We start from the raw sequence: 15197 nt of genomic DNA on the forward strand, positions 1-15197 counted from the left end.
CACGCAGACCACGTTTTATCATCAGCTCGAAGCGCAGCACCCTCAAACACCCGTTCAAGACGTGGGGCAAAGCCGAATACCCCATCTAAACACCTAGCCTAGGACACCGTCTGTCAGATAAAGTCTAAAATTAACAGCTATATGAAGCGGCGGTGGTCATTCTAACGCGCAGCTCGGCCGACAGCAGCCTGCGCAGATGGGGCCTCAAGCTCCGGGAGGGGATCGGCTTCAAACGAGCCGCCGTGGCCGTGGCCCGCAAACTGGCGGTGAAATGGATGCCATGCTTAAGACAGGCGAGTTCTTTGATCCGAATTTCGGGAGCTGCCCCGTGAATCTCGCGGATAGCGTTCAGAATTCTGAACGCCTGAGGCGTCCCTGCCGGGACGTGGGCCGAGCCATTCCGTTGATGGGTTGCGCCGCTGATACAGCAAAGTGTGTCATCCACATTGAAGGCTCTTCCCGTGAAGCTCCATCATGCGGCGGCTCTTGTCGACCGCGAAGACAACCATGAACCCGGTAGCGTCTCAACACAATAGATGCTTGACGACCCAAAAGCGATAAGACAACATCATCAATCGAGAACGCCTTCGCGCCAAGGCTGAGAGAACCATCACGGCTCTGTGGAACGCGGTCGACTCGCTCCTTGAACTGGAACTTTCGATCCTACGGGCCCGCTCGATGGAGGCTCTGAAGCAGAAGGCGCGGCGGGAGCCAACCCTTTCTGGCGGTGGCGATCGGTTACACAAAGTCATCGGAGCGGATCGGCAAGTCACCTGCGGCTGCGCGGCGAAGGCATCATGCTCCCGACCGTAAATTACATGCGCACGGCGAGCGAATGATTGTCTGAAAGCTGCCCGTCTACAACACAGTTCACCACATTTCCACCAACCCGATCAACGCCCACGCCTATGTGTTCGGGCGAACCGGCAAGTCGAGGCCAGGCGCAAACGGTGTTGCGCGTGTCCATGCGCGACCGCACCGACTGGGAGGTCTTGCACATCGATCATCACGAGGGTTACCTGAGCTGGCACGATTTTGAGAGCGCCATCACGGACAATGCCACAAGCAAGAGCCTGATGCCGAGCGCACTCTTCGCCGGGGCGAGTTGCTCCTGGGCGTTGCGGCCATGCACTCACGTGCCATCTCGTTGGCGGCGCGCAATAGTTGCCGCTGAGATCTGGGGATCCTGAAAACCATCGCGCTTGAGCTCGCGGAAAATCGTTGAGCGGTGCCGTCCGTCCCCTCAACAGAGCTCAGCGCCGATTGACTGCCCCCACGAACTCCTATGCTCCCTACAAAAACGTCGGGCCCCCGACACCACCTGTCGGGTTCGTCGGGTCCGCGACCCGGCGCGGTGCGGCCTAGTGTCCTGCCGCACGCTTCATGGAAGCCCATGAATACTAGCCAGAACATTTCTTCTTCGGCTCGATCCGCCAAATTGGCACGAGGTTTGCTCCTTTCGGTGCGAAGGAGCAGCTGCCGACCGGATCGTCATGGTCTGGGTAACTGCGCGATCGATAAAGAACAACAACACGTCGGCTCTCGAAGGCGCGGATGCGGTTCTGCATCTCGCGGAGGAGGAAGGTTCGGTGGAAGAGCTCGAACTCGAGAACGTGCCGCCATCAATAGCAGCTTGAGCTTCAATCAACGTCAGGAGAAAACGATGAGCGAGTTCCTTGGCCTTTATGTTGATCACCAGATGACCTCGCCTTTCGCAATGGCGCAGCATTCGGCGAAGATCAAACCAATTGCGAACGACCTTGCGAGAAGAGGAGTTCTCTTGGTCACAACCTGCTTGCGAGTTGAGATCTATGGTCAGGAGCACGCACTAAGAAACATCGATAACACGATATTTTCTGACTTTTCGTCGGAACGAATTGAAGGTGCGGTCGCTATTACCCAGCGTCTCGCCGAGATTGCGTCCGGCGCTCATTCTCAGATCCTCGGCGAGAATTACATCAGCGCTCAGCTCACGAAAGCTATCGAACTTCTTGATCCAAACCTTCCGATTTACCAGATCGTACGGCTGGCAATTGATATAGGTCGCGCATCGCGCGAGCGACAGCGGTTCATTGCATCGTTCAACTACGATCAGATCGTCCGAGACATCATAGCTGATCGATTTCCGAATGGAGAGCTACCCGACCGCCTTTATATGATCGGGGCGGGTATGCTGGGTCGCGAGCTGATCAGGAGTGGTGTGGGAGACCGATTTCGTTCCACGGTAATGGTAACGCGGAACCCTAAGAACCTTCGCAAACGTCTCCGCGCCTGGACTGACAAAGACGTCGAGCTCACGCGCCCAGCAGAGATTGGGAACGCACGCGAACCACAGTCGATCGTCGTGATCGCAACCGCCGATGTCAATGATGAATACCAAGCCGTTCTTCAGAATGCACTTCTGCGATTGCAACCGCGCACCATAGTAGATCTGTCATCAATCCCGGTACTGTCGAAGGCCACAGTCGAGAAACTCAACTATGTTACCATGTACGACGAAGAGTTTCTCAAGTTCATCGATAGAAACAATAGGCATATGGTCCCGAAAATGCCGCTTTTGCTTTCAGATATTGAGACAACACTCCGAGCAGCGCAAATCTATATTTCAGCAAAGGCACCGTAACCTCCACAGCGGCATGGACCGATTTTGGGATCGCGCAGCTGATGCGGCTCGGCTGGTTCCGACCGGTGCATTGCAAGTTAGAAATGGCGACGCGTTGCGTACAGCGCCCGCGGAAGAGAAGGTCGGAGCAGTGTCTCGAGAGATCCCACGCCAGCCGACGATGCTCAATAATTGTCGCAAAATTTCAAAAAATATAAAAAAACCTTTATAAATATTTCCTTTAACTATCCTACTATTTGTGCGAAAAGTCGAAACATGTCAGAAAAAGATTCAAGAGTTATTCAGATTCGAAGGAGAGAGATGTGAAGGAAAATATTGGCAAGAAGGTTTCTTTATCTGAACTTGATTCATACTTCAGCGAAGATTACGTCCATTTTGGGGATGCGGTAAATCCGCCAAAGACAAGTGACCGACAAGTAGGAGTAATCTGGACCCTTCTTTCTCTTACACAAGGCAGCTCAGTTCTTGAACTCGGGTGCGGCTATGGGCGGATTGCCAACCGATTGGCGGAAAAGGGAGCACGGGTAACGGGACTGGATAGGTCCGCGATCCTCCTAAACAAAGCCGAAGCGAATGCGGCCGAACGCGGAGTAGATGTCGAATATGTTCTGGGCGACATGCGCTCACTTCCCTGGCGAGATCGATTCGACGCGGCTTTTCTGTGGTACACGACCTTTGGCTATTTCGATGACGCGGATAACGAGAGAGTTCTTCGTGAAGCCGCTTCTTCACTTCGAAAGGGCGGGCGTCTGCTAATCGATAACCCCAATCGCATTGAGTCCCTAAGCCACCGGTTTCCTATTTGTGACGTTGCGCAGCGTAACGACGATTTACGAATCGATATATATAGCAACGATGTGCTAAGCGATCGCGAGAACCTCGAGAGGATTATCGTCCGCGATGGACGCGTTAGACGAACGCACCTCTCTTACAGGCAGTATGGGTTTTCTGAATATGTTCGAATGTTGCGAAGCGCGGGGTTCGAGACTGTTGAAGCTTATGGGGAGGAAGGTGAAGGGTTTACATCCGATAGCTCGCGCCTCGTGGTTGTCGCACACAAATAATACCAAGCGCATAGCCTAGCTGAACTGCGTGTCCGAAAGCCATTGGCCGGGAAGCGGTGAGATCACTCTTGGACGCTTCATCTTAAAGGATTTCGGCAAAATCATGGTTTTTTTGAAACTTAGCGCGTTTTAAGCGTTTGAGAAAGTATGGCTTTTGATTCTCGTGCAACCGTCATTCGCCAAGGTAGGAGAAACGCTAGTGCCTGCATTTAGTCAACAGGAATACCGCGAGCGCACTGCTCGGCTGCGACAGCAAATGGCGGCGCGCGGAATGGATGCGCTGCTTGTCATGAACGAGAATAATATGAACTACCTCACTGGCTATGACGGATACTCGGAGTACGTTCCGCAGCTCGCTCTCGTGTGTCAAGAAGATGAAGATCCGTGGCTGATTTTGCGCGAAATCGACACTTTGTGTGCGACGCCCACCTCATACCTACCGCAGTCGCGCATTCTCAGTTATCCAGAGAAGTACATTGGGTCGAGCCAGCGAACGGCATGGGAGCCGATCGGCGATCTAATCCGCGAGCGCACTAAGTCGAGCCGAATCGGGGTCGAACTGACGGCCAAGACGTTTGGAGTGAAAGACCATGCCGCCCTCGGTAACAGCTTGGACGCATCGAAGTTCATCGATGCCGATGGAATGATTGCTAAACTGAAGACGGTAAAGTCACCAGCTGAGCTTGCCTACATGGAGCAGGCCGGCAAGATTGTGGATAGGGCCATGCAGGTCGGCCGGCTCGAGATCGCTCCTGGCGCGCGCGAATGCGACGTGGGCGCCGCCATAGTGAATGCTTTGGTCAAGGGCACTCCCGAAATCCCGGGGGGAGTTTGCCACTTTCCAACTATGCCTGTTGGTTCTCCCGCCAATGCGCCGCATCTTTCGTGGTCTGACGCGAGCTATAAGATGGGCTGTCAGACTAATTTTGAGATTGGCGCCTTCCGACACCGCTATGCCTGCGCCTTGTCACGGACGGTATTTTTGGGCGAGCCAACCGCTCGCGCGCGGCACCTACATCAAGCCGCCTTGGACGGCTTCCTCGCGCAGGTCGAAACAATACGGCCTGCAGTTATGTGCTCTGAAGTTTCGCAAGCGTTCCAGCGCGCCTTTAAACCTTATGGCGTGCGTAAGGAATCCAGGAGCGGCTACTCCATCGGCCACGGTTGGGTCGACGGCGGAGTCAGCTTTCAGGCGGACGACGACACCATAATTGAACCCAACATGACCTTCCACGTCCTCATCGGCATTTTTGAGAAGGATGACGGCTACATCTTCAGTGAGACTGTCCGCGTGACCGAGAACGGCGTGAAGTCACTGAGCAATATGTCCCGTGACCTGCTGGTAAATTGCTGACTTTTCAGGATTGCGATGCCAGCGTAGCGCCAATTCGATGCGCCGGCATGCAACATCGCCATGATGTGGTAGGTTGTGCGTCTCACACTTGTTTCGCACGAGAGAGCTTTTTTGGAGGAAGCGCTCAATACGACGCCGCTAGTTCGTGGCCGACGTGCCAATAATCGGAAAGAAAAGGGGAGGATTAACTATTAGTTCAGTTGCCTGTTCTGCGTGAGACACACGCGGTAGAGCTTGAGACGAGACGGGCCGAGCAATCCGGGATTCAGGTGAAGGGTGTTCGGTGAACCGAGGGGGTAGCTTTGCTGGAGCCGACATCGCGCAGAATAAACACGCGCCGGTCTTGCAGGTGTCGGACCTGCGGATTGTTTTCAGGACCCGCGGCACCACGATCCACGCCGTTAACGGCATCAGCTTTGAACTCCAGCCCGGCGAGCTGCTGGGCGTTGTCGATGAAAGCGGTTCTGGCAAGAGCGTTACGATGATGTCGCTCATGAAGCTTCTGCCGTCGCCGCCTGCCGAAATCGTGTCTGGAAGGGTGCGTCTCGGGTGCCGGGATCTTTTGTCGCTCGACCCGAGCGAAATGCGTAAGGTCCGTGGCGGCGAGGTTGGGTTCATCTTCCAGGATCTGATGACGTCGCTCAACCTGGTCGGCATACCCTCGCCACAGGACAGGATACGACTATCCGCACCGCGCCTGCATGCCGAACTGGGGCAGGGGACACCGGTGGTGATCGATGACCCCGCGCCAGGCGGGGGGGTTTCAATTCAGCGTCGGCGACGTGGCGCATATCAGCCTGCGCCGTGGCGCTAACTGCCCTATGCCGTCCAGCTAACCTGATCGTCCATTTTCCAGAAAAACCGGAGCGTTCCCCATGAGCAATCATCTGAACTTCTTTATCGACGGCAAATGGGTGGCACCCGTTGTGCCGGCAACGCTGGATGTGATCCTTCCACCGAAGAGGCCTACAAGATTTCCGTCGGCTCGAAAGCCGATGTCGACAAGGCGGTGGCTGCGGCCACGGCCGCCTTTCCGTCCTTCTCCCAGACCAGCAAGGCTGAGCGCCTGAAGCTGCTGAAGCGCATCCTCGAAGTCTACAACGAGCGCTATGAGGACATCGCGCAGGCTGTCTCGCAGGAAATGGGCGCACCAATCACCCGGGCGCGCGAGGCGCAGGCCTGGGCCGGCAGGGCGCATATGGAAGCCGCCATCTAGGCGCTGGAGGCCTATGAGTTCAGCGAGAAGCGCGGCACCACCATGGTGGTCAAGGAGCCGATCGGCGTCTGCGCGCTGATCACGCCGTGGAACTGGCCGCTCAACCAGATTGTCTGCAAGGTGGCGCCGGCGATCGCCGCCGGCTGCACCGTCGTGCTGAAGCCTTCTGAGATCGCGCCGATCAGCGGCGTCATCTTTTCGGAAGTGATGGAAGCGGCCGGCACGCCGAAGGGGGTCTACAACATGGTCAACGGCACCGGTCGCGATGTCGGACAGGTCATGGCCGGCCATCCCGACGTCGACATGGTTTCCTTCACCGGTTCGACCCGGGCCGGCATCATCGTCGCCAAGACGGCGGCCGAGACGGTAAGCGCGTCGCGCAGGAGCTCGGCGGCAAATCGCCCAACATCGTGCTTGCCGATGCCGACTTCGAGGCGGCCGTGCGCAAGGGCGTCAACGCCTGTTTTGGCAACAGCGGCCAGTCCTGCGACGCGCCGACGCGCATGCTTGGTGCCGGCCGCCCGCCACGACGAGGCGCTGACGATCGCCAAGAAGGCGGCCGAGGCTCACAAGGTCGGCGACCCGCGCTCGGAAGAGACCAAGCTCGGGCCGGTGGTCAGCAACATCCAGTTCGACAAGATCCAGCGGCTGATCGAGGCCGGCATCGCCGAGGGTGCTACGCTGGTCACCGGCGGCCCCGGCCGGCCGGAGCACCTCAATCGCGGCTACTATGTCAGGCCGACCGTCTTCGGCCACGTCACACCAGGCATGACCATCGAAAAGGAGGAGATTTTTGGGCCGGTGCTGTCGGTCATCTCCTACAGCGATGACGACGACGCGGTGAGGATCGCCAACGACACCGTCTATGGCCTCGCCGCCTATGTGCAGTCCGGGGATATCGACCACGCGCGCAAAGTTGCAGGACAGCTGCGCGCCGGGCAGGTCTCGATCAATTATCCGGAGTGGGATACCTTCGCGCGCTTCGGCGGCTACAAACAGTCAGGCAATGGCCGCGAATATGCCGACTGGGCGATCCATGATTTCCTTGAGGTGAAGGGTATCATCGGCTACGGCGCCTGACGCCTTGTGGGCAAGCTTTCCGGCGCACGCGATGCCGGGGGGAGCCGACGCGAAGCCGCTGGCATAGAGCTGCGCAAGAACGCCGGCGTCGATGGTGTCCGTCTTGATCTTGGCACGGGCGATGATGCGCACCTGCTTCGGGTTCGCGATCACCACTTTCTCCACGGCCGAGCAGACACGACTGTGCAGCCGAAGAACGTGATGTTCCCGACCGACGCCAAGCTCATCCACCGGGCGCGCGGACGGCTGATGCGGCTGGCCATACAGGCGGGGCTGGATTTGCGCCAGACCTATGTGCGGGTCGGCAAGCTGGCGCTGATCAGGCACCAGCGCTATGCGCACGCCAAGCAGTTCAAGCGGGCCAACAAGGCGCCGCGCCGGCTCAAGACCTCTCTCGGCCGGACCATTCGCGACATCTCCCGCCAGATCGCCGGCGAAACGGAACTGGACGCGCTCTTCAAATGGCCGCTCTACCAGGCCTCCACCGTTCTCGAGCAGCGTCAGCGCCAGCGCGGCCGCAAAATCTGCAGTCTGCACGCGCACGAGGTGGAATGCATCGGTAAGGGCAAGGCGCATGCCCTACGAGTTCGGAGTGAAGGTGTCGGTAGCCACCACGCTGAAGCGCTCCAAGGGCGGCCAGTTCGCCCTGCATGCAAAAGCGCTGCCCGGCAATCCCTATGACGGCCACACGCTCGCAAGCGTCATCCCCGACATGGAAAAGACCATCGGCAACGAGATCGGCCGCATCCTCGCCGACGCCGGCTATCGCGGCCATAACGCACCGCAGAGCCACAAGCTCAGGGTCTTCACCAGCGGCCAGAAACGCCGCGTCACCCCAGCCATCAAGCGCCAGATGCGCCGGCGCTCCGCCATCGAGCCCGTCATCGGCCACATCAAGGCCGAGCACCGGATGAGCCGCAACTACCTCGCCGGCCAGCAGGGCGATGCCCTCAACGCCGTCCTGGCCGCCGCCGGCTACAACTTCTCCCTCCTGCTCAACTGGTTCAGGCAGCTTTTGTGGCTTCTCATCGCAGCCCTCCAAAGTCAGCCGATGGGGCTCGAAGCCTGACCAATCTCATTGTTCACGGACGACGAGACCTCAAGTCGCTTTTGCCGCTGATTGCCAGTGTGCTGTTCATCACGGCGTGTCAGTTAACTTGAGAATACGATGGTTTTATTTCCGTTGAGCAAAATCCGCCGCTCCAGATGCAGCTTGACGGCCCGTGCAAGGACGCGGCTTTCGATATCACGGCCCGTCGCGACCAAATCCTCCGCGCTCATCGCATGCGTTACGCGCTCAGTCTCCTGATCTATAATTGGACCTTCGTCGAGGTCGGGCGTCACGTAATGCGCGGTCGCGCCGATAAGCTTCACTCCGCGCTCGTACGCTTGATGATAAGGCTTTGCGCCCTTGAAGGAGGGCAGGAAGGAGTGATGGATGTTGATCAGCTTGCCGAAGAGGCGGGTTGACAAGTCGTCGGACAGGACTTGCATGTATCGAGCCAGGATCACGAGGTCCGCGCCAGTTTCGCGTGCGAGACCCAGCAGCTTTCGTTCCTGCTCGGTCTTGTTGTCCTTGCACACCGGCCAGTAGTGATAGGCGACCCCCTCTCGCTCGGCGACCCCACGGCTGTTTTCGTGGTTAGAGACGATCGCCACCACGTCCGCGTTCAGCCAACCGACCTTGATCTGGTAGAGCAGATGAAGCATCGCATGGTCGAATTTCGACACCATGATGATGATCTTTGGTCTACGGCGCGCATCGACGGTGTGAACACACAAACCGAAGCGGTCAATTACCGGCTTGAGCGCGAGCTCGATTGACGCGGTCGAAAGCGACTTGTCTCCTTCCACGGCCAGACGCAAGAAGAAGCGATTGCTGATGCGGTCCCAGAACTGGCTGCTCTCCGCAATGTTGGTGCCAAGCTCAGTCAGCTCGGTAGCGACGGCCGCGACGATGCCGGGGCGGTCATCGCAGGTTAACGTTAGAATCTGGCTTTGAGACATTGTACCCTCGGGGCTAAATCGATCTGGAGAGCTCGGCAGGATAACGAAAAGGTTGCCGACGATGCCGCAAGTCGGCGACCTGAACGATCCGCGCCTCCTCGTCCTTTTGATGGCGAAGATGACCTTCGAAAGCCTTCATGCCGGCAAGGTGCTGGATGGCGCAGGAGACGCTGACCGCAATCTGCGGAATCAGGTGCCACTGCCGATCTGGCCACCCACCACTCATTCGGCGCCGGCGTCAATCGCGCGGCCAGCGCGCGGCCGCCCGAGATGATTATCTTGGCCGAGGTCAGTTCCGGCCGGTCGCCCTCCGCCAGCCGGTGTTCGACGAAGCTGGAGAGGTCGGGGTCGGCTGCCGCCGAGACATGCTCGCCGACAGCCGAATTGCTTTGGCAGGCTAATGGAAAACAGCCGTCCGTACCGCAATGATCTTCCACCGATCGGTCGACTGCACGGTCGAGATGGCGTTGCCGACCTAGATCGGACGTTTGAAAGTGTCGGGCGAAACCACGGCGATGATCTCGGGCACCTGCATGACCTCTAGGAGGGCGGCCGCCCGCGGTCGCCGGCTCAACCAGCTTGTCATAGCCGTCGGCGTCGGCGAGTAGAATCTTGCGCACGCCCTTGAGCCTTGCGGCGGCATTGGCGGCGGTTTTCGCGCCCAGCGCATCGACTTCGGGACCGATCTCAAGCGCGACGGTGAGCGCCTTCGCAGCCTGGTCGGAAAGGGTGTGGTTGCCGTGTTCGCCAACGAGAAGAATGGCCATCTGTCTGTTCCTTCCCAAATCTCAGAGCACGCCGGTCGTTCTTGAGCTTGTCAACAAGTTCCGCCAACCGTCTTGACCTTGACGCTGGCCTTGCGGCGACCAGGCTGCTCGGTCTGACCTTGAGCGGACGCTTGATCTAGGCGAAGACGCCGGAACGCGAATTGACATGAACCCGGGCGCTATCGGTTCGCCAGCATAAATGAAGCCGCGCTGCGCTGCGCCGATCCTGATAGCAGCTTGGTCGAAAAACGCGCCGCTGCCAGGCACAAGCAGGATACCGTTGATCCGCACTTCGTTTCGCTCGATTTTTCGGATTGCGTTGACGGGCGGCTGCAGTTCGATCCCTGACCCGCCAAGTATCTGCCACTTGGCATTGATTCCGCCAATATAATGTTCCGTACGGTGCCATCTCGTTTTCAGATGGCGCCTGCTCTTAAGGATGGCAGTCGCTCTCTAAAGTAGAGAGGCTGAATAAATATGGCAGTAACCCATGCGAGACGCCTCGTAACCAGTCGGATGCTAGGAATGAGAGCCAAATTGCGGTGGAGACGATCGTTAACTCCAACCTTTAGCCATGCGCCGGCAGCGGCCAAAGGAGGCGAATGTTCGCTCAACAATCAACTACCCAGCGGCTTGGAAGGACTCCAAAGCCGCAGCGCCATCAGGCCGGATGACGATCTCAAGCACGAAGCTTCCGACCTTCTGGAGCCCGCCATTAAGCTTCGGGTCCGCAAAACTGCCCGTCAGGAAGACATGACGCAATCATGTCAGCGCATCAGGATGCGCAACTATGCTAAATCATGGTTGTAAACAGCTCTATTATTTATTTTCATAGAGGTTCATTCGATCGTGGACGCTTTTCATTTGAAACGAAGCCGGGTAGGCCCACCAAACCCCATCGCGCTTGTCCAAATCACGCTTGCCCCATCTCGCTTCTAGATGGCGATAATATAGAATCTGTAATTGACGCAACCCCCCCGGCCGATGATGTTCAACGAAAGCCGCAAATGGCGTTCGCTCGTCACGTCATAATCGAAAAGAAAGCCCCCCAATAATCGAAAAGAAGAGGGGAGGATTACCGATCAATTCAGTTGGCTGTTGACGTGAAACACGCGTGGCGCAGCTTGAGACGATACGGGCCGAGCCATCCGGGATTCAGGTGGAGGGCGTTCGGTGAACCGAGGGGGTAGCTTTGCTCGAGCCGACATCGCACCGAACGACCGACCTGCCGGTCTTGCAGGTGTCGGACCTGCGAATTGTGTTCAGGACCCGCGGAACCACGATCCACGCCGTAAGCGGCATCAGCTTTGAACTTCAGCCCAGCGAAATGCTTGGCGTCGTCGGAGAAAGCGGCTCTGGCAAGAGCGTTACGATGATGTCGCTCGTGAAGCTTCTGCCGTCGCCGCCTGCCGAAGTCGTGTCTGGAAGGGTGCGTCTCGGGTACCGGGATGTTTTATCGCTCAACCCGAGCGAAATGCGTAAGGTCCGCGGCGGCGAGGTAGGATTCATCTTCCAGGACCCGATGACGTCGCTCAACCCAGTCTTGACGGTCGGCTACCAATTGATGGAGCCGTTGCGCAAGCATTTCGGTCTCAGCCGTGGCGAGGCGCGCAAGCGTGCGATCGAGCTTCTCTCCTTGGTCGGCATCCCCTCGCCACAGGACAGGATGAACGACTATCCCCACCAGTTCTCCGGCGGGATGCGCCAGCGGGTGATGATCGCTATTGCACTTGCCTGCGAGCCAAAGGTGCTCATCGCCGATGAGCCGACGACCGCGCTTGACGTGACGATCCAGGCCCAGATCCTGGAGCTCGTCAAGAAGCTCCGCCAGGAAATGGGCATGAGCATCATCTGGATCACGCATGACCTCGGTGTGATGGCCGGGATCGCCGATCGGGTGATGGTCATGTACGGCGGACTCGTTGTCGAGTGTGCCCCTGTCGACGATCTCTACACAAATCCCCGTCATCCCTATACACGCGCGCTTCTGGAGACAATGCCGAGGCCCGACCATGCGGGACAGGAGCGATTGAAGAGTGTCGTCGGCCAGCCGCCGCACCTTACCGCCTTTCCGACGAGCTGCCCTTTCGCACCACGATGTCCGCATGTCTTCGATCGTTGCCGCGTCGAAAGGCCGCCGTTGATGCCGGTGCGAGAAGGCCACGAAGCTGCCTGCTGGTGGGAGGTGACCGAGCATAGGCCGCGCGACGATGTCTGAGCCAAGTATCCTCATCAGAGAAGCACAGTCTGGGCGGGACGATATCCTTCTCCGCGTCAGTGACCTGGTCGTGCACTACCCGACTTATCAGGGTGTCTTCGGGCGCCAAGCCGGCGCCATCAGAGCCTTGGACGGTGTGAATCTGGAAGTCAGACGAGGCCGGACGCTGGGCTTGGTCGGCGAGAGCGGCTGTGGCAAGTCGACGGCAGGGCGTGCCATCTTGCGTCTTTGCGACGCTACCGGGGGCCGCATCGTGTTTGATGGCGAAGACATTACACATCTGGAGGACAACAAATTCCGCCGGATCCGCCCGCGCATGCAGATGATCTTCCAGGATCCGCAGGCGTGTCTCAATCCGCGCATGACCGTCGGCTCCATCATTGCAGAACCGCTGAACGAGCACGGCGCCCTGAAAGGCAAGGAAAAGGAGAAGCGGACCCGCGAGTTGCTCGATTCCGTCGGTCTCAATCCGAGATTCGCCAACCGCTATCCGCACGAATTTTCTGGCGGCCAGCGCCAGCGTATTGGCATCGCCAGGGCGCTCGCGCTCAATCCCGATTTCATTGTTTGCGATGAGCCGATCGCCGCTTTGGACGTCTCCATCCAAGCCCAGGTTGTCAATCTCCTCAAGGACCTTCAGGAGCAGTTCTCGCTGACATATCTCTTTATCAGCCACGATCTTTCAATGGTTCGTCACCTCTGTGACGACGTCGCGGTTATGTATCTGGGCAAGGTGATGGAACTCGGCCCACGCGACCTCATCTACAAAGACCCGATGCATCCTTACACGAAGGCATTGCTCTCTGCGGTCCCGGTGCCGGATCCGAGGGTCGAACGTGCGCGCCACCGCACCATCCTGACGGGTGATGTGCCGAGCCCGGCCAATCCGCCTTCGGGCTGCCGATTTCGCACCCGCTGCCCGGTCGCGTTCGACCGGTGCGCGGCAGAGCAACCGGCCTGGCGAAAGGTGGCCGGTGACCGCTGGGCTGCTTGCCATAGGGCCGAGTGAAGCAGTGGAGGCGAGATCCCTTGCAGGAAGGTTTGCGTTAGCGCGTCAGCGATCACAAAGAGGACGGATATGGCGCGGGGCAACAAGGCCGGAGTAAGCCAGGCCGAGGTTAGAAATAGAGGAGGGACAACAAAATGTTGAGATTGAAGCCACTTGTAACAGCGGGGGTCATAGTAACTCTATTGGTCACGTCTGCATTTGCCGAACCCGGCGCAGACGGCGCCGTCAACATCCTGAACTGGCAGGCGCCGTCGACAATGAATCCTTACCTCTCGGGAAGTGACAATGACACCATTCCTGCCTCGCTAGTGCTCGAGCCGCTAGCCGGCTACGATGACAAAGGCGAGCTTTTCCCGCGGCTTGCGGCGGATATCCCGACATTCGAGAACGGCGGCGTCTCCAAGGATCTTAAGTCGATCACCTGGACGCTAAAGCCTGGTCTCAAGTGGTCGGATGGCACGCCCGTTACCGCAAAGGACGTGGCCTTCACCGCCAAGTACTGCATGGACCCAAAGGGCGGCTGCGCAGCACTTAGTAGGTTCCAGGGTGTCGGCAAGGTCGAGGCGCTGGACGACCTGACCGTGAGAGTAGCCTTCAAGGAGCAGACCGCAGTTCCCTATACTCTCTTTGTCAGCATGTCGTCTCCAATCATCCAGGCAAAACAGTTCGCCAACTGCCTGGGCGCTAAGGCCCCGACTTGCACGGAAGCCAATTTCTATCCGGTCGGCACCGGACCGTTTGTCGTCACTACCTTTAAGCCGAGTGATGCGGTCCAGTTCAAGGCCAACCCGAACTACCGCGATTCGAACAAGCCTGCTGTCGCCCAGGTCAACTTCAAGGGCGGGGGCGATGCGCTCGGGGCGGCCCGTGCCGTGCTGCAGACGGGCGAATATGACTACGCCATCAACTTGCAACTCGCTCCGGACGTGCTGAGCACGATGGAGCAAGCGGGCAAGGGGAAGTTGCTCTCGTCCTTCGGGACGTGGGTCGAAACCCTCTTCATGAACCTTACGGATCCATCCCCCAGCCGTCCGCCGGACGAGCGTTCGACGGCAAAGCATCCAAACCCGATACTCAGCGATCTTACCGTGCGCAAGGCTCTGTCGATGGCATTAGACCGCGCGATGTTGAGCGACATCGGCTACGGCTCGATGGGCAAGCCCACCTGTGACTGGATTCCGGCGCCGGCAAACTTCGCCGCCGGCAATACGGAGTGCCTGAAGCAGGATATTCCGGGTGCCGTGAAGCTTCTTGATGAGGCGGGCTGGACGCCGGGTCCCGATGGAATCCGGGAGAAGGACGGGAAAATGCTGAAGCTCACCTTCGTGACTACAACCAACTCTATACGCAACCAGTTCCAGGCGATCATCAAGCAGTGGTGGCACGAGATCGGCGTCGACGTTGAATTAAAGAGCCTCGACACTTCTGTCTTGTTTGGCAGCGATCCGAGCAGTGCGGACACATACCAGAAGTTCTATGCCGACGTCCAGATGTGGACCAACTACGCCAGCGGTACCGATCTCGGCGCATATGTCCAAACCTACATCTGTAGCCAGGCGCCGCGGCCGGACACGCAGTGGCAAGGCTGGAACATCCCACGCTACTGTGACACGAACTATGACGCGCTGGTGACAGAACTCGCCAATACTGCTGACATCGTGAAGCGCGGCGAAATAGTAAAAAAGCTCAACACCATCTTAACGGACAGTTACGCGATCATGCCGCTGGTCTGGCGCGCCAACGTCTCGGGGATCTCCAACACGCTGGGCGGCCCCGCCATGAACGCCTGGGATTCCGAGTTGTGGAATGCTCAGGACTGGTATCGCAAAAAATGAGATTGCCTGCGCCTTCTCGTAAGG

The 15197-nt window shown here is 58.3% G+C and carries 9 protein-coding genes and 6 pseudogenes; 11 read left to right on the plus strand and 4 right to left on the minus strand.

The window, feature by feature from the left end; translation table 11 throughout:
* Positions 1 to 137 precede the first annotated feature (137 nt).
* From EOA29_RS00005 to EOA29_RS00035, 7 genes and pseudogenes are all read left to right on the plus strand, one after another.
* A pseudogene (locus EOA29_RS00005) lies at positions 138 to 269 on the plus strand (IS110 family transposase); the annotation flags it as partial.
* A gap of 1224 nt (positions 270 to 1493) precedes the next feature.
* Positions 1494 to 1637, plus strand: a complete 144-nt coding sequence (locus EOA29_RS41030) for a hypothetical protein (RefSeq protein WP_189478782.1) — start codon at positions 1494 to 1496, stop codon at positions 1635 to 1637.
* A 26-nt stretch (positions 1638 to 1663) separates the two neighbouring features.
* Complete coding sequence (locus EOA29_RS00010) at positions 1664 to 2623, plus strand: hypothetical protein (protein ID WP_029354666.1); 960 nt, start codon at positions 1664 to 1666, stop codon at positions 2621 to 2623.
* A 302-nt stretch (positions 2624 to 2925) separates the two neighbouring features.
* Positions 2926 to 3687, plus strand: coding sequence for a class I SAM-dependent methyltransferase (locus tag EOA29_RS00015; RefSeq protein WP_166488019.1), 762 nt, complete (start codon positions 2926 to 2928; stop codon positions 3685 to 3687).
* A gap of 199 nt (positions 3688 to 3886) precedes the next feature.
* Positions 3887 to 5041, plus strand: coding sequence for a Xaa-Pro peptidase family protein (locus EOA29_RS00020; protein WP_127220012.1), 1155 nt, complete (start codon positions 3887 to 3889; stop codon positions 5039 to 5041).
* A gap of 349 nt (positions 5042 to 5390) precedes the next feature.
* Entirely contained in the window at positions 5391 to 5855 is a 465-nt protein-coding gene (locus tag EOA29_RS42610; RefSeq protein WP_240992857.1) for an ATP-binding cassette domain-containing protein, read from the plus strand.
* Positions 5856 to 5916: 61 nt separating this feature from the next.
* Positions 5917 to 7337: pseudogene (locus EOA29_RS00035) on the plus strand (aldehyde dehydrogenase family protein).
* A gap of 51 nt (positions 7338 to 7388) precedes the next feature.
* Here the strand turns inward: EOA29_RS00035 and EOA29_RS42105 are convergent.
* Positions 7389 to 7502: pseudogene (locus EOA29_RS42105) on the minus strand (IS110 family transposase); the annotation flags it as partial.
* Between the two features lie 9 nt (positions 7503 to 7511).
* On the opposite strand from EOA29_RS42105, the pseudogene EOA29_RS00045 reads away from it, so the two are divergent.
* Positions 7512 to 8406: pseudogene (locus EOA29_RS00045) on the plus strand (IS5 family transposase); the annotation flags it as partial.
* An 83-nt stretch (positions 8407 to 8489) separates the two neighbouring features.
* On the opposite strand, the gene purU reads toward EOA29_RS00045, so the two are convergent.
* From purU to EOA29_RS42615, 3 genes and pseudogenes are all read right to left on the minus strand, one after another.
* Entirely contained in the window at positions 8490 to 9344 is an 855-nt protein-coding gene (purU, locus tag EOA29_RS00050) for a formyltetrahydrofolate deformylase (RefSeq protein ID WP_127220013.1), read from the minus strand.
* A 145-nt stretch (positions 9345 to 9489) separates the two neighbouring features.
* Positions 9490 to 10111, minus strand: a pseudogene (locus EOA29_RS00055) (electron transfer flavoprotein subunit alpha/FixB family protein); the annotation flags it as partial.
* 141 nt (positions 10112 to 10252) lie between these two features.
* Positions 10253 to 10402 (minus strand): annotated as a pseudogene (locus EOA29_RS42615) (methylaspartate ammonia-lyase); the annotation flags it as partial.
* Positions 10403 to 11369: 967 nt separating this feature from the next.
* Between EOA29_RS42615 and EOA29_RS00065 the strand changes: the two are divergent.
* The 3 genes from EOA29_RS00065 to EOA29_RS00075 all read left to right on the plus strand — a co-directional run bounded on the left by EOA29_RS00065 (position 11370) and on the right by EOA29_RS00075 (position 15173).
* Positions 11370 to 12329, plus strand: a complete 960-nt coding sequence (locus EOA29_RS00065; RefSeq protein ID WP_348628844.1) for an ABC transporter ATP-binding protein — start codon at positions 11370 to 11372, stop codon at positions 12327 to 12329.
* A complete protein-coding gene (locus tag EOA29_RS00070; protein ID WP_127220015.1) occupies positions 12322 to 13338 on the plus strand; it encodes an oligopeptide/dipeptide ABC transporter ATP-binding protein in 1017 nt (338 codons plus the stop codon). The genes EOA29_RS00065 and EOA29_RS00070 overlap by 8 nt, the downstream gene beginning before the upstream one ends.
* 134 nt (positions 13339 to 13472) lie before the next feature.
* Positions 13473 to 15173, plus strand: a complete 1701-nt coding sequence (locus EOA29_RS00075) for a peptide ABC transporter substrate-binding protein (protein ID WP_051695298.1) — start codon at positions 13473 to 13475, stop codon at positions 15171 to 15173.
* Positions 15174 to 15197 lie beyond the last annotated feature (24 nt).

Source organism: Mesorhizobium sp. M1E.F.Ca.ET.063.01.1.1 (assembly GCF_003998155.1).
Taxonomy (GTDB): domain Bacteria; phylum Pseudomonadota; class Alphaproteobacteria; order Rhizobiales; family Rhizobiaceae; genus Mesorhizobium.

Excerpts from the sequence above, each read along its gene's own strand:
- EOA29_RS41030 (WP_189478782.1), top strand. The coding sequence starts at position 1,494 with ATGGTCTGGGTAACTGCGCGATCGATAAAGAACAACAACACGTCGGCT.
- EOA29_RS00010 (WP_029354666.1), top strand. The coding sequence starts at position 1,664 with ATGAGCGAGTTCCTTGGCCTTTATGTTGATCACCAGATGACCTCGCCT.
- purU (WP_127220013.1), bottom strand. The coding sequence starts at position 9,344 with ATGTCTCAAAGCCAGATTCTAACGTTAACCTGCGATGACCGCCCCGGC.
- EOA29_RS00070 (WP_127220015.1), top strand. The coding sequence starts at position 12,322 with ATGTCTGAGCCAAGTATCCTCATCAGAGAAGCACAGTCTGGGCGGGAC.
- EOA29_RS00075 (WP_051695298.1), top strand. The coding sequence starts at position 13,473 with ATGTTGAGATTGAAGCCACTTGTAACAGCGGGGGTCATAGTAACTCTA.